At 41.2% G+C, this 20707-nt stretch carries 14 protein-coding genes and 1 pseudogene; 6 read left to right on the forward strand and 9 right to left on the reverse strand.

Going from position 1 to position 20707, the window contains the following annotated elements:
• Position 1: 1 nt before the first annotated feature.
• The gene (serS, locus tag V7K84_RS14810; RefSeq protein ID WP_334839127.1) at positions 2–1282 is read right to left on the reverse strand and encodes a serine--tRNA ligase; all 1281 of its coding nucleotides are present in this window, start codon (positions 1280–1282) and stop codon (positions 2–4) included.
• A gap of 587 nt (positions 1283–1869) precedes the next feature.
• A complete protein-coding gene (locus V7K84_RS14815; protein WP_334839129.1) occupies positions 1870–2448 on the reverse strand; it encodes a DUF3611 family protein in 579 nt (192 codons plus the stop codon).
• 668 nt (positions 2449–3116) lie between these two features.
• On the opposite strand from V7K84_RS14815, the gene V7K84_RS14820 reads away from it, so the two are divergent.
• Together V7K84_RS14820 and V7K84_RS14825 are read left to right on the forward strand one after the other, a co-directional pair.
• Positions 3117–3464 (forward strand): PadR family transcriptional regulator, encoded by a 348-nt coding sequence (locus V7K84_RS14820; RefSeq protein WP_334839131.1) that lies wholly within the window; start codon positions 3117–3119, stop codon positions 3462–3464.
• 52 nt (positions 3465–3516) lie between these two features.
• Positions 3517–4047, forward strand: coding sequence for a cofactor assembly of complex C subunit B (locus V7K84_RS14825; RefSeq protein ID WP_289798054.1), 531 nt, complete (start codon positions 3517–3519; stop codon positions 4045–4047).
• Positions 4048–4497: 450 nt separating this feature from the next.
• On the opposite strand, the gene V7K84_RS14830 is transcribed toward V7K84_RS14825, so the two are convergent.
• On the reverse strand, positions 4498–4815 hold the full coding sequence (locus V7K84_RS14830) for a DUF3155 domain-containing protein (protein WP_041566316.1): 318 nt from the start codon (positions 4813–4815) through the stop codon (positions 4498–4500).
• A gap of 287 nt (positions 4816–5102) precedes the next feature.
• On the opposite strand from V7K84_RS14830, the gene V7K84_RS14835 reads away from it, so the two are divergent.
• The gene (locus V7K84_RS14835; protein ID WP_334839133.1) at positions 5103–6458 is read left to right on the forward strand and encodes a GAF domain-containing sensor histidine kinase; all 1356 of its coding nucleotides are present in this window, start codon (positions 5103–5105) and stop codon (positions 6456–6458) included.
• Positions 6459–6520: 62 nt separating this feature from the next.
• Here the strand turns inward: V7K84_RS14835 and V7K84_RS14840 are convergent, their stop codons facing one another.
• The 4 genes and pseudogenes from V7K84_RS14840 to V7K84_RS14855 form a co-directional block, all read right to left on the reverse strand.
• Complete coding sequence (locus tag V7K84_RS14840) at positions 6521–7762, reverse strand: S-layer homology domain-containing protein (protein ID WP_334839135.1); 1242 nt, start codon at positions 7760–7762, stop codon at positions 6521–6523.
• Between the two features lie 415 nt (positions 7763–8177).
• A pseudogene (locus V7K84_RS14845) lies at positions 8178–8819 on the reverse strand (S-layer homology domain-containing protein); the annotation flags it as partial.
• Between the two features lie 1634 nt (positions 8820–10453).
• Entirely contained in the window at positions 10454–11170 is a 717-nt protein-coding gene (locus tag V7K84_RS14850) for a conjugal transfer protein TrbI (protein ID WP_334839137.1), read from the reverse strand.
• A gap of 400 nt (positions 11171–11570) precedes the next feature.
• The gene (locus V7K84_RS14855) at positions 11571–13781 is read right to left on the reverse strand and encodes an NACHT domain-containing NTPase (protein WP_334839139.1); all 2211 of its coding nucleotides are present in this window, start codon (positions 13779–13781) and stop codon (positions 11571–11573) included.
• 196 nt (positions 13782–13977) lie between these two features.
• On the opposite strand from V7K84_RS14855, the gene V7K84_RS14860 reads away from it, so the two are divergent.
• From V7K84_RS14860 to V7K84_RS14870, 3 genes are all read left to right on the forward strand, one after another.
• The gene (locus V7K84_RS14860) at positions 13978–14334 is read left to right on the forward strand and encodes a hypothetical protein (protein WP_334839140.1); all 357 of its coding nucleotides are present in this window, start codon (positions 13978–13980) and stop codon (positions 14332–14334) included.
• On the forward strand, positions 14327–14995 hold the full coding sequence (locus V7K84_RS14865; RefSeq protein ID WP_334839142.1) for a hypothetical protein: 669 nt from the start codon (positions 14327–14329) through the stop codon (positions 14993–14995). The genes V7K84_RS14860 and V7K84_RS14865 overlap by 8 nt, the downstream gene beginning before the upstream one ends.
• Before the next feature lie 506 nt (positions 14996–15501).
• Entirely contained in the window at positions 15502–18528 is a 3027-nt protein-coding gene (locus tag V7K84_RS14870; protein WP_334839143.1) for an SMC family ATPase, read from the forward strand.
• Here V7K84_RS14870 and V7K84_RS14875 read toward each other — a convergent pair.
• Together V7K84_RS14875 and V7K84_RS14880 are read right to left on the reverse strand one after the other, a co-directional pair.
• Positions 18525–19973: a peptidoglycan-binding domain-containing protein gene (locus V7K84_RS14875; RefSeq protein ID WP_334839144.1), complete on the reverse strand. Its 1449-nt coding sequence runs from the start codon at positions 19971–19973 to the stop codon at positions 18525–18527. The two genes, V7K84_RS14870 and V7K84_RS14875, sit on opposite strands and share 4 nt — an antisense overlap.
• 203 nt (positions 19974–20176) lie before the next feature.
• Positions 20177–20686 (reverse strand): SH3 domain-containing protein, encoded by a 510-nt coding sequence (locus tag V7K84_RS14880; RefSeq protein WP_334839175.1) that lies wholly within the window; start codon positions 20684–20686, stop codon positions 20177–20179.
• Positions 20687–20707: the final 21 nt, after the last annotated feature.

Below are 20707 nucleotides of genomic sequence, written 5' to 3' on the forward strand. Positions count from 1 at the left end.
ATTATAAAACTTCACGTCCCAAGTAAGGTTGCAACACTTCTGGTATCCTCACCGTCCCATCAGGTTGTTGATAATTCTCCAAAATTGCTGCCATCGTCCTTCCCACCGCCAAACCTGAACCATTCAGAGTGTGTACGAACTGAGTGCCTTTCTTCCCCGCCTCTTTGAAGCGAATATCAGCCCGTCGCGCCTGGAAATCTATAGTATTGGAACAGCTAGAAATTTCGCGATATTTGCCAGAAGAGGGCAACCAAACCTCTAAATCATAAGTTTTGGTAGAGGCAAATCCCAAATCCCCAGTACTTAAATTTACTACTCGATAAGGCAACCGCAAAGCCTGTAAAATTGCTTCTGCATTCCCCACCAATTTCTCCAGTTCATCAAAAGACGTACTGGGTTCGACAAATTTCACCATTTCCACCTTGTTAAATTGATGCAGGCGAATTAATCCCCGCATATCGCGCCCATAACTACCAGCTTCGCGGCGAAAACAGGGAGTAAAGGCACAGTGGTAAATAGGCAAATCTTCAGCAGCGAGAATTTCACCCCGGTAGAGATTTGTAACTGGAACTTCAGCTGTAGGAATCAGCCATAAGTCATCATCAGCGCATTTAAAGCTTTCTTCTGCAAACTTGGGTAACTGACCTGTCGCCGTCAAAGACTCAGTATTCACTAACAGTGGCGGACTGACTTCCACATACCCAGCTTGAGTATGGAGACTCAGCATAAATTGAATTAATGCCCTCTCCAATGCCGCACCAGCACCTATTAATGTCACAAAGCGACTTTGGGCAACTTTTACAGCTCGTTCAACATTGAGAATACCCAGCTTTTCGCCAATTTCCCAGTGAGGAAGAATATTCGGATTTTGGGGAATGTACTCATCACCCCAACGGCGCACTTCTACGTTATCTTCCTCATTCTTTCCAAGGGGTGTAGAGTCACTTGGCAAGTTGGGAAGTGCCAACACAAGTTGAGCAATTTCAGCTTTGAGGTCTTTTTCTTGGGGTTCCAGTTGACTCAATGTCGCTTTGACAGAGTTACCTTCATCCCGCAAAGCTTGAATTTCTGGGTCTTGAGGATTAATCCCAGATTTAATCTTTTGGCCAACTATTTTACCAATTTCGTTGCTACGGGCTTGGAGTTGACTACGCCTCCCCTCAAGTTCCCGTTGTTGCCGATCTAACAGTAATATCGGTTCGATGTCGTATTTACCACTACGACTATTCAATCGTTCTTGAACTAATTGCGGATTTTCCCGTATTTGCTTGATATCCAGCACAGATTTTTCTCAGTTTTTAGCCTATTATCTACCTGCCAACACATCAGCATATACTGATTTTGGCTTTGTATGAGCAGAAAAGCAAGCATTTCAATTTTTCTAGTCCTGGCAATATTGCCAGGGCTAGAAAAATTGAAAATCCAAAATTTAGTATTAATCTTCTGATTTTCTAGACTCCTGAGTGTTTGTAGGTGAGGGTAGCCAGTAGGCAAGTACACCTGAGAAACCACTCCAGTACACTGCCTGATTTTGGCTATTATCGCGTTCCATAAAGATTAGAGAACTATATAATCCAATCATCAATGTGCTAAAAAATACTTGTATACCAAACTTCCATATTTATAGTTTTTTCATAGTGTCAGACCTCTAATAAAAATTAATTAACCCTGATCACGGTTCTAATATCACTCTTTAGATGGGTGCTAATATAAGTAACTTGTATTATGGTTCACACTCTAATTTAATAATTTCGGAAAACTTCAATCAACATATTTGAATTATTGCTATACAACCGCTGAAAAAGAGGAGAAAAGAAGTCAAAAGAATTGCTGATTTTTGACTATTACCTTTTCTTCTGACTGCCTTTTCTAAGGTCGGTTAATGCGATTGAGTAACCAAAGTGACGCCACCAGCCCTGCAAAGTGGGCTGAGACGGTGTTGGTGTTTGCCTGTACTACAAGCATATCGAGACCGCTAATAATTCGGGTAGGGTCAAAAAATTGGGTAGTTATCGCTTGTGGAGATATGGATCGCGCTACCAGTGTGCCAACGATCGCTTGTGCCCCCAAAAGAGTCACTAGCGTTCCTCCTAAATTCACCCACACCCCTAAGCGTAATACTTGCACAGTCTCACTTTTCCTGGGACGGTTGCTGGGATTGGAGGATTCCAGTTGCTTGCCAATCCTAGTGTAACGGTAAGCTAAATAAATCCCCCCACCTAAAACAACCAGTCCACAAATTGCTAAAAATACGCCAAAGCCAGTCCCAGGATTATTACTAGAACTGCCAGTTCTTTGATTAAAGATAGCGAACAGCAGCACAATTATGCTAGAAACAACGCCTAGTACTAGCTGAATCCAGAAGCTAATCCAACCTGTAAGGCGAAAAGTTTGGGCAATTGCCCTAAGAGTCGAGGAAGATGATGGGGCATCGGGAGTTTGTGACATAGCGATCGCGAATATGCTGGGTGCTTGATAAAAGAAGGCGAGGACAAGAGGACGAAGGGATGCGAGGACACGGAGAGTTCTTTCCCTACGTCTCCCCTCTCCTGTCTTCTTTCCCCTAGTGGTTTAGCGCCTTCTTTGATAAATTTACTATCACACTTGCCAAATAAGACAAGAAATTCTGCGATCGAGGAAATCAGAAATGGTTACTGCTTAAGTGTGTCCACTGACATAGCAGCTCGATCCCAGATATATCCCTTAGCTTAAGCTTTTAGAATTTGCATTGGGAAAATCACTGTAAAAAAAAGTGTTTATTAAGTTTTACAGACAAAACAGCATTTTACCTGTAAAATTTCTTCGATGGCATTTTATTGCTTAAGCAGTTCTAAGCAGCTCGGCATCAGTTAACACCAAGATAGTGACTCTCTCACTGTCTGTTCGCTCCTCACCACACCGTATCGAGCTTGAGTGGGGGTACATTGTTTTGTGCCCTTAAAACTCACAAACTCGCCCCACAACTTCACAGGCGTGGGTAACTGTTTGATGTTTACGCAATGGATATCTAGTCTAAGTAGCTTTATATGTATTACTCGCGTAGTAGTAGCACTGTATACTGACTACAAGGATTATAGAATTTACCCTAAGGCATTTTTTTAGCCATTCACCTAACCATGAAACTTGAGGATATATATCAATTTTTTGAGAATCCTCCGCCAACTTACCTTTGTCAGGAACTAGCAGTTTGTTACATACTGTCTGTTTTATTACAAGGTGAATCCTACGGAACCGAGTTGATTGAGCAATTAGAAACTGAGTATCCCGTTTATCGGCTTTCAGATACCGTACTTTACAGTGCAATCAAATTTCTGGAAGACCAAAAGGCAATCACTGGATATTGGAAGAAACTCGAAGGACGGGGGCGCCCCAGGCGGATGTACCAAGTTTCTCCCGAATGGCAAGTTCAAGCTCAGGATTTAGCTTTTCAATGGCTTCACTACATCAACGGGAGGAAAAAGTAACGAATCATTGATAATGAATAAGTCTCCTCCAGTCAAACACTAACAATTAGTTATGGATACTGCTATTCTGCCATCTACGTTCCTGCTAACCTTGTTGTTATCGGTTGGGCTGTTTTTCTTTATTCGTGCCTCGACTAAAGACCGCATAGAAATAGCGCAACTGGTATCTGAGCAAGATGAAGCTGTTTTAATGTCTCAATTAAAAGAGTACTTTCGATCGCGGTCTTACCGAGTGGCAGCGGTAGACCGAGAACAAAATCAGGTAATTTTTGAAGGTAATGTTCGTCCCAGCTGGTTCTTAGCTATATTTCTAACTTTACTGGCAGCGACTGGGATTGTTTGTCTATCTCTGGTTACATACCTGCTTTTTCCTAGCCTCAGTACCCTTGTTCTGGCGATGGTACTGCTGTCGCCTTTAAGTGGTCTATTTTATTGGAAAAAATCTGGAAGACTTGAGAAGGTGTCGCTCAAAGTAGAAACAACTCAGAGCGAACAAACCTCCTCAAGTAAGATAACTGTAGTCGCCCATCGAGATGAACTCAGTGAGTTGCAGAGGACTCTACAGCTCAAGCCTGGGAAATAATTGTTGATTTTTGCGACCATCTCTTAACTATGATATGCAGACTTCTGACCTAACCTACTCTTTAGGCAATGGAAAGTAGTCAGGAGAAAATCAAGACTGCTGCTTTGTCAGTTTTCCCCACGACTTTGGTCGTGGGGAAAAAATTTAAATTCATTAACTTAAATTCATTGACAGAGCTTACTTAACCATCTACGGCATAAGAGCGCAACTTCACTCTTCCTTTTAGACGCGCTTGGCTCTATACTCACTCCCTTCTGCATCATCAAATTAGTATCAACCCATGCAATCTAGCGTGGTTTGAAACAGGTTCACTTTCCAACTACCTGGACTAGATTTACTGGCAAATCAGCTACAAACTAAAAAAAAATTAAATTTTGCATAAACTTAGCAATTTTGCCAGTTAATAATAGTCAGGAGCCACATTCAATGCTCAAGATGACCATCTATGGTTTACCGACTAGCTAAAGCAAGAGGTTCTTGACCTGGTGAAGGTTCTAACACCCTCAAACTAGGAAACAAGAAATGGTTTTCCTCTACGTATTGAGCACCAAACAGTCCCTTTTCTGCCCAGAAATAACGATCTGTAGTGTGTTCATTTCGCTTTACAAGTAGCAACGCTGGTGGCAAAATTCCTTCAGCTTGAATGAATCTTCTAGCTGCTGTTACAGGCTTTTCTTCGCCACTTTCGATGCTATATTGAGGCACGTGCTCCAAAATGCGCCGTCCTTCCTGACGACGACGACTCTTCCTTTTGCGTCTCCTTGCCAATCTATTGTCCTCCTCTTTCAAGCTTATAGATTGTAGTGATAGCTACAAAATCCGTCGTCATTATATAGGTTCTAGTTCAGAATATCAATAGTTTTTAACCTTTTAATATAAGAAAGTTAATATCTTTGAAACATCGAGAAAATAAAATCACCTAAGAATATAATCCCCTAGTAGAAACCATCTCTAAGAAAATTTTAGTTAAGCTTTATGAAATGAGTGAGGTAAAAATTAAGTATCCTCTCTTACATCATGCCTCAAAATCTATAATCTTGAGCAAGAGCTAAAAAATGTTAATGTCTGCCAGTTCTGATTTTCTTGCTCTGTGTCGAGAGCAAATAGCGCTACTAACCCAAGGGCTGGGAGCAACTTTAAGTATTGTGTACCTAACACAAGAATTGGTAGATACTCCTTCTGGCGATGCCAAACTTATTCCTGTGGTGATTTACCCGGAAACAGCATTATTGCTGCCAGGAGAGGAAACTATTGAAGCGACGGCATATAAGCAACTTCAAGTTGGAAATGCGTTTATATTACCCAATCATCAGGGAAGGTTATTGACAGCAGCTTCAGAATCTCCAACTTCGTCACGGGAGTCTGAGATACCAGATCCATCTCAACCCGATCTCAAAGAGGAATACCTACTTAGTGGCAACCAAATTGTTTTACCTCTGATTTATGAGGGTGTGATGATGGGGTTACTGGTGACACGCAGGAAAGATCGGGTATGGAACGAACACGAGCAAAATCAAATTCAACGGATAGCTCAAACATTAGCGATCGCTTGTATTTTAGATCAGCGGCGAGCATGGTTTGAGCAACAGTTGCGCGAGCAACAAATTCTCCAAGAAAAACAGCGGGATTTGCTGGATAATCTATTGCATCAGTTTCGTAACCCATTAACGGCGTTACGGACTTTTGGCAAACTGCTATTGAAACGACTACGACCAGCAGACGCTAACCGGGATGTAGCAAATAGTATTGTCCGAGAAAGCGATCGCCTTAAAGAATTACTGCAACAATTTGAACAAGTAATTGACTTGACAGAGGCAGATTTAGCACCACTACATCTACCGGAAGATGGAGTATTTGTAGAAGCAACTATCCAAAAAGACGCTAAACCGCCGCTATTATTACCGGGAACGGGAGATAAAGCAGTTGACTGCTCTCTAGCAGATATATTAGAACCATTATTAATATCAGCCAAAGCGATCGCCCAAGAGCGAAACCTAAAACTAATAACTGAAATTAAAGAGAATTCATCCCTAGTACGTGCCAACGTCAAAGCATTACGAGAGGTGTTAACTAACATTATTGATAATGCTTTGAAATACACTCCTACTGGTGGCAAAATTTTGATTCAGGCGGGACAAGAAAAAGCTAATTTTCAGGGAATAGTTATTAGTGATAACGGGCCTGGCATTCCACCCCAAGATTTAGAACATCTCGGAGAACGGCATTATCGCGGAGTACAAGCGCAAACAGAAATTCCTGGCACAGGTTTGGGGTTAGCGATCGCTAAACAATTAATAGAGCAAATGCAGGGCGAAATCGAGGTTTTCAGCCCTGCAATCAACTCTAAATTAACTTCACCCAATGCTCCAGGAACTACATTTATTATTTGGTTGCCGGAAGTTCAAAATTAGTCATTTGTCCTTTGTCCTTTGTCCTTTGTAAATACTAATGACTAATGACTAATGACCAATGACTATCTGAGTGAAACCAACAAGTTTTGATTGATGGTCATTTGTAAATCGGTATTTGGGTCAATGGCGATTAAGTCAACACTATTCTTACCGAAGAACAGACCAACCAATGCACCGATACCAGCGCCACCCAAGACTTCTTCTGTGGCAATGGCGCGATCGCCTGTGACAGCAGATACCGCAGTTGCCGCACCTGCGCCCAATACAGTATTCTTGATAATTGAACCAAGACTAGTACCCTTCTTGACGGTTTCAGTTTTGGTAATAACGTCAGAAGTAGCGTTCAGCTGATACTCTTGACCACTGGTCAAAACCAGTTTCTCAGCAACGAATTGAGAACCACCCGTAGCAGGTTTGAGTTGACCAACAACTTGACTACCAGCAGGAATCACTACGGCTCCGTCTTGCGTCACCACGTTTTGGGATACTGTCAATGTCAAGGGTGATGTTTCATCCTTTGTAACGAGAATTTTTTCTGCCTTATCATACTTGACAGGAATAGCAGTCCCTTGAGCAATTGTCACTGATGTAGGTGTTGGAGTAGTAGATCCGACAGCCACAACATAAGGTGAGTTAATTGCTGAGGCTTGATTAGAACTAACCAATGCTTGATAGATAAAAGCTGCTACCTGGGCGCGAGTGGCGGTTGCAGTTGGATTCAGGAAGTTCACATTCGGATAGTTCACCACAATTTTCCTTTCAGTTGCTGCGGCGATCGGGCTACGGGCATAGCTAGCGATGTTAGAGGCATCGTTGAAGTATTGCAGAGTGCTTTCGGTATTGCCACTGGGACTATATTCCAAACCGTTAGCGAGGGCAACCAAAACCTGTTCGCGGGGAATAGCTTGATTAGGCTCAAAGCGATTACCGGGATATCCTGATAAGAAACCAATGGTATAAGCTTGCTGAATCGCACTGGATGCCCAATAGTTGCTAGGTACATCAGCAAAACTGATTGGCTGACGTTGCTGTGCTTTCTGGAAAGCTTTGTTGACCATCGCGGCAAATTGAGCGCGTGTCACCGGTTCTTCAGGGCGGAAACTACCATCAGGAAATCCGGCAATTACACCTCGCTGAGATAATTGTTGAATAAATTGTGCCGCCCAATAGTTAGATGAAACATCAGAAAAAGTCGTTTGAGCTAAAGATGGTGAAGCTGTAATGAAAGGTGCTACAGTACCGACTGTAACGCTCAAAGCCATGAGTGCAGCTGTTCTAGATTGCCAACGATTTAAGTTAAACATTTTTTTTACTCCGGTACAATTATTTTTTTAACTCTTAATTAGTTAGACATTTACTAAAGTACAAGGTTCCTAATTTTTCTGCTTTTGGTAAAAACCATTACTTTAGTCATACAGTCATCATTAAAAAAATATATGCCAAGCGAACTAGCTGATAGAAGTAATGTCATCACACTATTACCTATTAGCAAATTTCCAAAAATATAGATACTGAGTGAGACGATGTAGAAAAAGAATAGTTGCTGTTAAATAGAAAATTTTATGGTTAAAAGTAAAGGCGATCGCACACTCTAGTTAAAGTAGCGATCGCCTATTGAATAACTATTTCAGTCAACAGATTCTAATTGTGACTAATACAGGTGTTAAAGTCGTAGACCCGACAACCACTGTATACGGCGAGTTAATTGCTAAGTCTTAACACAACATAAGGCGAGTTAATTGCTGAGGCTTGATTAGAACTAACCAATGCTTGGTAGATAAAAGCTGCTACTTGCGCCCGTGTAGCAGTTGCGGTTGGATTCAGTAACTTTACATTTGGATAGTTCACCACAATTTGCTTTTGGGTTGCTGCGGCGATTGGGCTACGGGCATAGCTAGCGATGTTAGGGGCATCGTTGAAGTATTGCAGAGTGCTTTCAGTATTGCCACTAGGACTATATTTCAGACCGTTAGCGAGGGAAACTAAAACCTGTTCGCGGGGAATAGCTTGATTAGGTTCAAAGCGATTTCCAGGATAACCAGATAAGAAACCAATGGTATAAGCTTGCTGAATCGCACTGGATGCCCAATAGTTGCTGGGTACATCAGCAAAATTAATTGCCTGCCGTTGCTGTGCTTTTTGGAAAGCTTTGTCAACCATCGCGGCAAATTGAGCGCGTGTCACCGGTTCTTCAGGGCGGAAGCTACCATCGGGAAATCCGGCAATTACACCTTGCTGAGACAATTGTTGAATAAATTGTGCCGCCCAATAGTTAGGTGAAACATCAGAAAAAGCAGTTTGAGCTAAAGATAGCGGGGAGCATCCCACTTTGATGAGTTTGTCTTGCAAAGGATAATTCACTGGATCGCAAACAAAATCTGCTGAGTTAGCCTCTATAGATGTTCGCGTTGGCGGATTTTGTTTATCTAATTCTGATTTCCAATCGTCAGAGATTTTTTCGAGAGTGGGATGCTTACTTAAAAACTCTGAGTCTGCAACAATATCGTGAGGTCCCTTAGCAGTTATCTTAGAGCTATTGAGGTAGATATTATAATCATAAACAACGTTTTCATTTTTAGTGTTGTTATTAATATTTTTTCCAGGAAAAGCATAGAGAATGTTTCTGAGAATTCTGACATCGGATGAGGTATGAGCAAATATTTGCCCCCCATTAAGTTCTGGACTCTGATTATTTAAAAAAGCTGTATTATTTACAATATCAACATGCTCGCTTAAAAATGCATGAATACCCGATCCACCGTTATTAAATGCAAGATTGTTTTTAACTAAAGTACGTCCCTTATATGCACCCAATTTTGGGTTTTCATCATTTCTTGTACTATCGATAATAATGCCATTACCATCTGTGATCTTGCCAACTGCAATCCAAGGGATATACATGCGATTGTTGTAGGTCTTGTTGTTGGTAACAAACATCTTGTATCCCTGGTTGTTGTCAGAATTCCAATTACTCAACATTGAAATGCCACTGCAACCATAAACGCTGTACCAGGCATTATTAAATACCACATTATTATCTATCGTCACATAGTCCGCTTGAATCGCTGAAATACCTGCTCCTCCACAGTCATGCACTTTATTGTTCAAAATACGGATGTGATGAACGTGACCATTGGTTCGTCCATCCACACTGATGCAGTTTCCATTTGTCAGTGGGTTTTGTTTGTTAGTCTTCTCACTCATCGCGTAATCAAGGGTTATATTGGCATTGTTTCCTATAACCTCTAGCCCGTTAATCTCGATATATGAAGCTTTATTTGAAATCGTGATCCCATTCCATGTATTGTGCTGAATTTTTGGGAAATGCCCAGGATATGCTTTATACCTAATCCATGCATTTGCAGTTCCAGAACGTTTAATACTTACTACACTCCCAGCTTTGCCTGTATTTGTGTATACTCCGTTCATTATTAATACTGTATCGCCAGGGTTAGTAAGGTCTGCTGCCTTTTGAATTGTTTTAAAGGCGGATGAAGTAGAAAGTCCGCTATTATTGTCGTTTCCACTACCACTAACATAGTATGTTTTCGGTGTTGAATTTGCGCTGATTAGCTCACGGCTAGATAGACTCATTTCCTTGTTAGTGGATACCTGACGGACGTTTTCAACTAAAGATACTTTTATATTGTCTCCCGGAACCAAAAGACTTAATACTACGGGAATTGCAAGATATGTGCTTAAATTTAAACCTTGAATTACCACAAGAAAAAGCTCCTCGATCGCTACTACTTAATAAAAGTATCAGGATATTCTATAATTTTGAATACTCTTTTAGATACAGAATAGAATAGAGCCAAATTTTAAATAAGTATTAGAATAAATATCGATACTGATTAAGACGATATAGAGGTGTAATAGTTGCTGTTCAATAGAAGTTTTTAGGGTTAAAAATAAAGGCGATCGCACACTCTAGTTAAAATGGCGATCGCATATAAGGAATGATTAAATTCACAACTTGAATGAAGTTAAATTTATTAGCGCGATCTTGGTACTAAATTCAAGTTAGAATTCAGAGTGAGCTTTAAATCCTGTGCAGGTCTGAGGACAAAGGCATTTCCTTCTTTTTTCCGCAATAGCACACTAGCACCCGCACCCGCAGCCGCACCAATAACAGGTTTTAAATCGTCAATTCTGCGATTACCAGTAATTAATGAACCTAAAAGACCAGCACCCCCACCAATAGCTGCGTCAGTTAAAACCTGAGTTGTGTTGGGCTTCTGTGAAACTCTTTGAGTTGTGGTGTATGTCCGAGAAGTTGCATTAATCGACTGACGCTGACCGTTAGAAAATTCTAATTCTTGAGCGACAAATCTTACGCCTTTTCCTTGGTTATCCTCATCTCTTGTATCTCTGGAATAACTATCTAAGTCAACAGATTCTAGCCGTCCATTTATTTTAGTACCAGCAGGAATTAAGACATTTCTATTTCTGTCGATAATGTCGTTCGCTATTCTCAAGGTTAGAGATTTACTTTCCCCAGGAGCAATAGTAATTGTCTCTTTTTCGTAGGTGACAGGAAGAGCAACTCCAGAAGGAATGGTAGCGTTTCCGTATTGCCCAGTTCTGTTTTGCCCAATGTTGTATTGAGCATTAGCAGGAGCCAAGCTGAATAGGGGGCTAATGACGCTTGTAGTAACGGCCATTGCCATAAATGCAGCGGTTCCATATTTCCATTGATGTAAGCGTGTCATAAGAGGGTTATCCTTTGTGTATGTGATGTATTTAATGACGAGGATTCACTGAGTTTGTTTCTGACTGTTTTTAAACCTGTCTATAGACGTATACAAGTACTTATTATGATGGGAAGTCTTTGCGATCGCGTGGGCGTAGACCGTCGTAGATATCGCTGTTCAGAATTTGTATCCTGCTAATGTGCGTCACTAAAATAGAGGCGAGACATTTATACGACGTAAATGAGTATCATTTTGTTCTAAAATGCTATTTTATTACTCATATACACATATCTAAGCCATTGAATAGAGGCGAATAGGCTGACTGCGAACTATTACTTTTATTATAAATTTATTTGCTATGAATTGGAAAACATTTTCGCTTTTTTAACGAATGATTCACTATCTGTTATACGGGTATTTAAGATTGCTGCTGGCGCTGTTTAATCTCTGCGATCGGTAATAGCAAAGTATCTTCAATTTGCTGTCGCACTTCATGGCTAACATAACAATCGCTATTTAAGCAATCTACCAGTAATTGATTGGCATCATAATACTGCTGAAGCAATTCCTTTTGCTCGTTACTGAACTGCCAATCATGACCGATATTACGATATTTAATCATTACTTCTCTTAATTCTTCAGACCAAGTGTTCCAATTAGCTAACCACCATTTCTGATATTCTTTCGTGTTTTGTCTACTTGGTAGTTGCTCTCGAAGTTTTTGCAGCAAATTCTTGAGTTCTGAGTCGAGGGATGGGGAGAGGTCGAGGTCGACGGTTCGGGAGAGGTCGAGGTTGACGGTTCGGAAGAGGAAGAGGTCGAACGTTCGGGAGAGATCAAGGGATCGGGAGAGGGAGAGATCAAAGTCGAGGGAGAATGAGAGGGATTGGTCGAAGGAGAGGTAAAAGGCCCTAACTGCTGCTGGTTTGTAAGGAAAATTAACTGAAAGAGATTTTTCTTTTACCCACAGAAGAAACTCCTGCAACCTCTGATCATCAACCACTATAAAATCAATTTTCTCTTTCATCAACAGCAATAACCGATCTGCACTTGGAGACATCCCAACCGCCAGCAAAAAGACTTCCCGCCAGCGTTTTTCAGTGATATAGCTAACAAGATTTTGTAGCACTTCCTCTGATGACTGTCTCACAACCACAAATTCTCTAGCTGTGAAATACTCATGAAATGTCAGGTGAGAAAATGAGTAAATCCCTTTTGCCCTTGCTACAACTAGTCCATGATGATGTTCAATTGAACGCAAAACTTGCTCACTATCAACTTGCAATGCTTCTTCGTCAGTATTAGCACCGGGTAAATTGCGAATGTATTCTGTAATGTAATGTTCTGCTACTTTCTGCTTGAAGAAATATTCACTCCTTTGAAAAGTAGTCAACGCTATTTTGCTGAGTAAATCTTCTTTACGCTGGACTGATAGCTTTTTGTAAATCTGATTACGTTGAATTCCCCGCTTGGCATCCCATTTTTTCAATAACGCATCCAGTCCTTCTTTGTATAACTCAGAACGATTTGCAGGAAAATCTCCTGACTCTTCAAATGCTAAACAAAGCAACGTCAGCAGCAGAGGACTTGCAGCAAGTTGTTTGATTCGGCTATTCTCTTCGAGACGTTTGATAAAAGTCTCTGGTTTTACAGCTTTATCCTTAAACCAGTTATTGGTAAAGTTAGAAATTTGGTCATCGTCAAAATCAGCAACTTCTACCTCTGTGAACTTCTCAAAGGTATACTCCCGTGCTGCAATACGACAAGTCATCACAAACTGATTTTTTAGGAACCGATCAGAAAACTCACGAATTTCTTTTAAGATGCGATCGCTATCCTCTTCTCTAACCTCATCCAACCCATCGAGTAAAACTAATGCCTTGCCATAGGTTAGTACATCTCGGATAGAAAAGATAGAATTTATCGTCTCTTCAGTGACGTGTTGCAATAATCCAGGTTTGTTGGCAGCTTCCGCAAAGTTTTTGATGTTAACAAAAATCGGGACACGTTCAGCCTGAAACTTACCTTCAATACACTGAATCGCTAAATACTTCAAAAATGTGGTTTTACCTGCACCTGGTTTACCCAAAATCATCAGCTTGGAATATTTCTCAACCGCTTCCAGTCCTGGCACTCGTTTTTCAGGAATTTTATTGAGTCCAAAGCGGTCAAAATCCTGGCTCTTATACTGTTCTAATAATTTATCAATTCCTAGCCGTTGTTGCCCAGTGATTTTTTCCAGGATATTAACGCTGGTGTAAATGTCATTCAACCCAATGGGTTGAGTCATATCTAACACCCGCATTGTGCCGCAGCGCTCTTGAATGAGGGGTTTTATCTTTTCGCGCACTAATTGTATGATCGCATCAATATCAATGCTGTTATCTTGATTTACCTCTGGTTCACTGGCTGGTTCAGCAACTATTTCTTCCCACTCTAGGTCTAGCCTGTCACAAATCTGGATAAAAAGATTACGGTCAACAGGTTTACCTGTAAAGAATTTTCCGATCGGCTGGCGAGTTACTTCTAACTCATCAGCTAATACCTTTTGAGTTAAAGAATAACCAATTAAAGCTCTTCTTGCTTTTTGGATACCTTCTGGAGAACAGCAAAGCGATCGCCCTGTCATATAAAAATATTCATAATATCAATTATATAATAAATAAAAATTTATATACAAATCATACCCATTGCAATCTTTAATCATACTCATCGCAAGCCTGAATTCAATCTAAACTCAAACATGCTTCTGTGAGAATGATATAAGGGATAAACTAACTTCCTATTTTTGTAAAACTTAGAGTTTTAACCTTGGAGGTCAAAGAATGTCTACTTTCCCGAAAGCAATCATTGAACAGCTAGATTCACCTGTAAGTTTTGACTACAAAGGTCAACAGGTTACTCTGCGTCACTTCCTTAAGGATAAGAATAAAGAGTCCCTTTCTATATCAAGTTTGACTCCAAAGCAACGAGTTGACCTTACCGTAGAACGGATAAAACGCGAACCAGAAGTGACAATTGCCACTATTGGAGGTGATGTTATCAGTAAAGAGCGGGCAATTGCTGAGATTCAGTCACAAACACCAATTGGACAAACTTTAGTTGAGGCAGAACAACGTTTAATTAACCGACTAATTAAAGAAGCAGAAAGTGGTCGGTTAAAAGGAATTATCAATGATTGATAAGCCTCAGCGCCGAAAAATTAAAATTAAAATGGATGCGGTTGTAGTAGCAATTGATTCTAACCATGATTTCGCTACTACAGCCGCATTTAATTATAGGCAAGAGAAAGTTTATCCTTATGTATATGAAAGAGGCTTTTTTATTGAACGTTGCCAAGGTCAATTGGCTAGCCGTATCTATGTTACGTCAGCAGCAAGAAGGTCTAATGTTGTATATTTGACAGGGGTGGGACATGGTAGCTACGACACCTTTACTGGTCAATATAATAATCCAATTTTTACAGTCGGAAACTACAGTACAGAAGAATCTCAAGGCAAAATTATTCATTTTTTATCCTGCCAAATAGCTGCACTGCTCGGAGTTGATTTTGTCCAACATGGTTGTCGTGCTTTTTTCGGTTACGATATAGACTTTATTTTTACTGTTCAAAGTGCTGATATATTTTTTGAATGTGATTCAGAAATTGATCGCGCTTTCGCTGAAGGCTTGACTGCTGAGGAAGTTTATCAACGTGTTTATACTCTCTACACTAAATACGCTGATGAAAGCTTCTGGCAAGGTGATTTGAATACATTTAAGTATCTTGAGACTGATCGCGATCATCTTTGTGCACCTTCTGTTGATCGGCGCTGGGGCGATCCTCAAGCAAGGCTTAAGTAAACCTTAGCTTCTTTATCAATACTCATGCCCAGATATTTTCTGGTCTGTGGTGATACTTGACACTATCAAAACCTTCTTAGCAGGGTTTGATTATTTTAGTATTTTTTACAAAAAGCGACATCTGATGACTAGCTCCTTCGGATCTACGCCTAATCTCCTAAAACAGTCATAGCGAAGACAATTTCCGGCTACCCTTCCTTTTAAAAAGTAAAGAATCTTGGAAAAATCAAGCCAAAATAATCTCCCACAACTCCGAGAGCAACTATTATTTTCATATTTTCCTCCCAGACAACAGAAAGAAATAACAAAAGCCTCCAGGAAAGTTTCATTTTTCTCCAAAGACAGCAAAACTTTTTCATGCAACAAGAAAAATTCACTCATAACATTGTAAATTTTTGTAAAATTGATGTCTTCAAGACTAGAAACCTGATATCTAGATAGCTAAACTAACAAACAGTGCATCTGTACTGTTATTTATTAAAAGTAGATGTGGCGCTATAGGGTGAATGATCCCAGTACAACTTATCCTCAAAAACTTTCTCAGTTACCGTGATGCAACTTTAGATTTTGGTGGTTTGCATACGGCTTGTATTTGTGGTTCCAATGGTGCGGGTAAATCCTCCCTTTTAGAAGCAATCACTTGGGCAATTTGGGGTGAAAGCCGCGCCACTGTTGAAGATGATGTCATCTATTCTGGTGCAAAAGAAGTTCGGGTTGATTTTACTTTCCAAAGTAACCAGCAAAAATATCGGGTGATTCGTACCCGAATTCGGGGAGGTACTAGCGTCCTTGAATTTCAAATAGAAATACCATCTGGGTTTCGCTCCCTCACCGGCAAAGGGGTAAGAGCAACACAGGATTTGATTTTAGAACACATCAAGCTCGATTACGATACATTTATTAATTCTGCCTACTTACGTCAAGGTCGTGCAGATGAATTCATGCTCAAGCGTCCCACAGAACGCAAAGAAATTTTAGCGGAGTTGTTGAAACTCAATCAGTATGATGATTTAGAAGAACGGGCAAAGGAATCTTCTCGTCAGTTCAAAGCAAGGGCAGTAGAGTTAGAGCGTTCTTTGGAGTCGATAAAAATTCAGCTGCAACAACGCGAAATCACCCAAGCGCAAAGAGTGGAGTTAGAAGCCGAACTCAATCAACTGCAACAGGTACAAGCATTTGATAATATTCAATTACAAAGTTTGCAAGTTGTCCAGCACCAGCGCCAAAATTGGGAACAACAACTTAATTTTATAAAGCAGCAATACCAAAATCTTACCCAAGACTGCGATCGCCTCCAACAAGAACAATCAGCTATTGGCTCTCAGCTATCAGATTTAGAAAAAATATTACACCAAGAAGCTGAAATTAAGGCTGGATATGCCCAATATCAAAGTCTACAATCTCAAGAAGAAGCTTTTGCTATCAAATTTGAAGAATATACTCGCGCTCAACAGGATCGCCAACAAAAGCAACAACAGCTTACCAAACAAATTCACGAAATAGAACGGCAACTGCAACAAGCCCAAGCGCAGCTAGAAGCTTTACAGCAACAAGAGAGAGACATTCAGCAAACTCTGACTAAATCAGGTGAAGTAGAAGCGGCTTTGTCACAGCTAACCGCAGCCCGTCACCATGTTGCTCGTTTAGATCAACTGCAAATGCAAGTGACTCCCTTGTTGCAACAACGAGCAACTTTACAAAGTCAACTCGATCGCACTCATGCTGGTTTAGTAGCGCGACTCGAACAACTCCAAAGTACTGAGAACCAATTGCAACGCCAGCACCGCCGCCAACCGCAACTACAACAAGCGGTGATGGATGTAGCAATCCAGATTGAGGAACTGGAGAAAAAGCGGGTTTATCTACAACGAGTCCAAGAAAAGGGGCAAGAAAGGCGACATTTTATCGAACGTCTGCAAGCTCATCAACGAGACTATGAAAAATTGCTGGGAGAATTAGAGCAGAAATTGCAAATGCTCCAAAATCCTGAAGCACTTTGTCCATTATGTGAGCGTCCTTTAGACGAACATCATTGGAGTCGGGTGGTGGAAAAAACCCAAAGTGAGTTAGAGGATACTCAAGGGCAGTTTTGGGTAGTGCGAGAACAAATGGCTGTGTCTGACCGAGAAATTCAGGTACTTAGACAGGAATATCGCGATATATCCCAACAATTGGCGGGCTATGATGGTTTACGCGAACAGCGGGGACAGTTGGCAGCACAATTAGAAGCGACAACTGATGTCCAACAACAGTTACAACAAATTGCTGCTGAAAAACAGCATTTAGAGCGATCGCTCCAAGCTGGCGATTACGCTCCCGATAAACAAGCCGAACTCCGACAACTAGACCAATATCTGCAACAAGTTAATTATAATGAACAAGACCACGCCCTCGCCCGGAGCGAAGTTGAGCGGTGGCGATGGGCAGAAATTAAACAAGGGCAAATTAAAGATGCAACTAAGCGACAAGCGCAACTATTAGCCCGAAAACCAGAATTACAATCTCAAATTGTCCAATTACAAGCCAGAATCCAGCAAGATCGGATTGATTCTGAATGTGCTAAACAAATCGCGGCTCTTGAGCGTCACATTGTCGAAATTGGCTACAGTTCCGAGCAGCACAACAATCTGCGTATGGCTGCAAAGAAAGCTCAATCTTGGCATTTGCGGTATCAACAACTGCTATCAGCCCAGCAGCAGTATCCGCAACTCCAGACGAGGTTGCAAGAGTTAGAGGAGTCTAGAAGTGCCAGAGTAACAGAGCGGCAAAAACTCGGCGGACAAATCGAAAGCATTATTCAGCAACTACAAGCAACAGCTAACCCATCTGCCCAAATTCAAGCTTTAGAGCAGCAGTTAGCTATACGCAGACGGCAACTCGATGAGCAAATTACAAAGTTGGGGCGTTTAGAGCAGCTGGCGCATCAACTGGAAACGTTGCAAATTCAGTATGAACAACAGCAGCAGCAATTACAATCTTGCAAGCAAGAATATCGTGTTTATCAGGAATTAGCGCAAGCTTTTGGTAAAAATGGTATCCAAGCACTGATGATTGAAAATGTGTTACCGCAACTGGAAGCCGAGACAAATCAACTACTTTCGCGGCTGAGTGGTAATCAATTTCATGTACAATTTATTACTCAAAAAGCTGGGCGCAGTGCTAAATCAACCAAGAAAAATGCCAAACTGATAGACACCTTAGATATTTTAATCGCCGATTCTAGAGGAACACGAGCTTATGAAACTTACTCAGGTGGTGAAGCCTTTAGAATTAACTTTGCCATCCGTTTAGCTTTGGCGAAATTATTAGCGCAACGGGCGGGGGCGGCATTGCAATTGTTGATTGTAGATGAAGGTTTTGGTACACAGGATGCTGAAGGATGCGATCGCTTGATTGCAGCGATTAATGCGATCGCTTCCGATTTTGCCTGCATCCTCACCGTTACCCACATGCCCCACCTCAAAGAAGCCTTCCAAGCTAGGATTGAAGTCAATAAAACTCAAGAAGGTTCACAGTTGAGCTTGTCAATTTAATTGTATTTTACCCGTGCATCAAGACCTAATGAGCGAAGCTTTTTTGATAGTGTTTCTGCTTGAGCGCGATCGCTAAATGCTCCAGCATTCACATAATCCCCTAGATTGGATTGCTCCGCTATAGCATTCGGTATATATTGTTGCACTTTACTCAGAGTATCATTATTGGAAATTGGAATTATCACTCTGTAAGGATTATTCGCAACTAAGGTGTTGCCATTGGTAACAGGTGTTACATAGTCATTAGGAGGAGGTAATACATAGCGACTAGTCTGAGGTGCTACATAGTCACTAGTATTAGTGAATACATAACCATTCGTCTCAGTATAATTGCCCTCAGTCGAGCTATTCAACCCTAATGCTTCCCAAGTTTGCCAATCTACATTTCCAGTCGAATTAAGTCGAGAAGATTGCTGGAATGCGATCACAGATTGTCTGGTGTAATCGTTAAAAAGTCCATCAGGATTAGTATTAGAGAAACCCAACTGCGCTAAACGCTCTTGAACTAATCTGACATTTTCTCCGCGATCGCCTACAGTTAGATAATTTCTACCTGGTTGTTGAGTAGTAGATCCACCAGAGGCTCTACGCACTGAGTCCAAAACTTGGGCATTAGCAATGCCATCAACAGATAATCCATTATTTCGCTGGAATGCCATTACAGCTTCTTTAGTCATTGGGCCAACATTCCCAGTGGCATCAGCCTTTAAATAACCTAGCTGCCGCAAACGCACTTGCAGTTCTCTGACTTGTTGAGTGGAAAGACTCGATCTTCCTGAAGTCGGAGAGGAACCCATTAGTGCGTTCCAAGTTTGTCGATTTACAATCCCGTTAGCAGTTATGCGATAACTTCGCTGGAATGCAATTACAGCATCTTTAGTAATTCGTCCAAAATTCCCAGTGGGATTAGTATTAAAGTAGCCTAACTGCCGTAGACGCTGTTGTAATCTTGTGACGGCTGCACCAGTTTGACCTTGAGAAAGAGTAGGATATTGACCAACTGACGAGCGCGCTGCGCCACCGATATTTCTATTAGAACTTCTACTTTGACACGCTCGTTGCAAGGCTCGTTGAGTACTAATACCTATAACTCCATCAGATGATATTCTATTGGCTTGCTGGAATTTGATCGTAGCATTTTGAGTCAAGCTAGCAAACTTACCTGTCACTGGGCCGTTAAAATAGCCTAACTTTTTTAAACATCTCTGGCTACTGCTAACTTCAGGCCCATTACTTCCTATTTTCTGAAGTGCTAAAGCTTCTCCAGCAATACTTAGAAGCCCCGTAATCAGTGCCACAGACAAAAAACGCATTGCAGCACCAGTCGATAACTTTTTCCAATTTAAAAATTTAAAATTAACTACGATAGGAACAACCTTGATGCTTTCGGATGCCTCGTAGACTGAGGCAAGCTTGATTAAATGGCTAGCTACCCCTGTTTTCACTTGCTTTTTTAAAGTTAATGACTATAAAAAAGTATACCACTTAGCTATATGTAAGAATTACTTTTCGTATGATTCTTTACAAGTAAGTGTCCTGGGGAGCGGGGATTGAGGAGCAGGGGAGAAGTTTCAGTAAGTTTTTCCCCTCTGCCCCTCTGCCCCTCTGCCCCTCCGCACCTCTGCCTCTTGTGCCCCATGCCCCATACTTATTGTTCATCAACTTTTTCAGTATTACCTGCTTTCACCCAACCTTCTTGTTCGCTACCTTCCAAACGGATCTTTTGCCAAGCTTTATCCTCGCTTTCTGACAAAATAATAATTTTTTGATTAAAAGGAACCCCACCAATCTTTTCAGCTTCTTGATTTGGTTGCGATCGCAAACTCAAGCCTTCAGCCCAACTAACACGCCCTTGATAAGCTCCTGCTGGTAATGGTTTTGATGATGGGGTAGCCTTTGGTGATTCTGTGGGAGTAGAGGTTGAGCTTGGAGACGATTGAGTAGATGTCCCAGGTGTAAGAGCGGGCTTACTTCCTCCAGGCTCAGTTTTTTTAGGAGCTTGGGCTTTCACCGAAGGACTATCATTGGAATAAATGGGTTTAGCAGGTGCTATGCCGGTGCGATTCATAAAATAGAGTGCAATTGCACCACCGCCACCTACTAGCACAGCGATCGCTAAGAAAAACCCCAGTATAAACTTTGTGAAGCCAGACAACATAATTAAAACCTGATTATCAAG

The sequence above is a fragment of the Nostoc sp. genome (assembly GCF_036917315.1).
In the GTDB taxonomy this organism is placed as follows: domain Bacteria; phylum Cyanobacteriota; class Cyanobacteriia; order Cyanobacteriales; family Nostocaceae; genus Nostoc.

Excerpts from the sequence above, each read along its gene's own strand:
- V7K84_RS14815 (WP_334839129.1), bottom strand. The coding sequence starts at position 2,448 with ATGTCACAAACTCCCGATGCCCCATCATCTTCCTCGACTCTTAGGGCA.
- V7K84_RS14820 (WP_334839131.1), top strand. The coding sequence starts at position 3,117 with ATGAAACTTGAGGATATATATCAATTTTTTGAGAATCCTCCGCCAACT.
- V7K84_RS14825 (WP_289798054.1), top strand. The coding sequence starts at position 3,517 with ATGGATACTGCTATTCTGCCATCTACGTTCCTGCTAACCTTGTTGTTA.
- V7K84_RS14835 (WP_334839133.1), top strand. The coding sequence starts at position 5,103 with ATGTTAATGTCTGCCAGTTCTGATTTTCTTGCTCTGTGTCGAGAGCAA.
- V7K84_RS14840 (WP_334839135.1), bottom strand. The coding sequence starts at position 7,762 with ATGTTTAACTTAAATCGTTGGCAATCTAGAACAGCTGCACTCATGGCT.
- V7K84_RS14850 (WP_334839137.1), bottom strand. The coding sequence starts at position 11,170 with ATGACACGCTTACATCAATGGAAATATGGAACCGCTGCATTTATGGCA.
- V7K84_RS14855 (WP_334839139.1), bottom strand. The coding sequence starts at position 13,781 with ATGACAGGGCGATCGCTTTGCTGTTCTCCAGAAGGTATCCAAAAAGCA.
- V7K84_RS14860 (WP_334839140.1), top strand. The coding sequence starts at position 13,978 with ATGTCTACTTTCCCGAAAGCAATCATTGAACAGCTAGATTCACCTGTA.
- V7K84_RS14865 (WP_334839142.1), top strand. The coding sequence starts at position 14,327 with ATGATTGATAAGCCTCAGCGCCGAAAAATTAAAATTAAAATGGATGCG.
- V7K84_RS14870 (WP_334839143.1), top strand. The coding sequence starts at position 15,502 with ATGATCCCAGTACAACTTATCCTCAAAAACTTTCTCAGTTACCGTGAT.
- V7K84_RS14880 (WP_334839175.1), bottom strand. The coding sequence starts at position 20,686 with ATGTTGTCTGGCTTCACAAAGTTTATACTGGGGTTTTTCTTAGCGATC.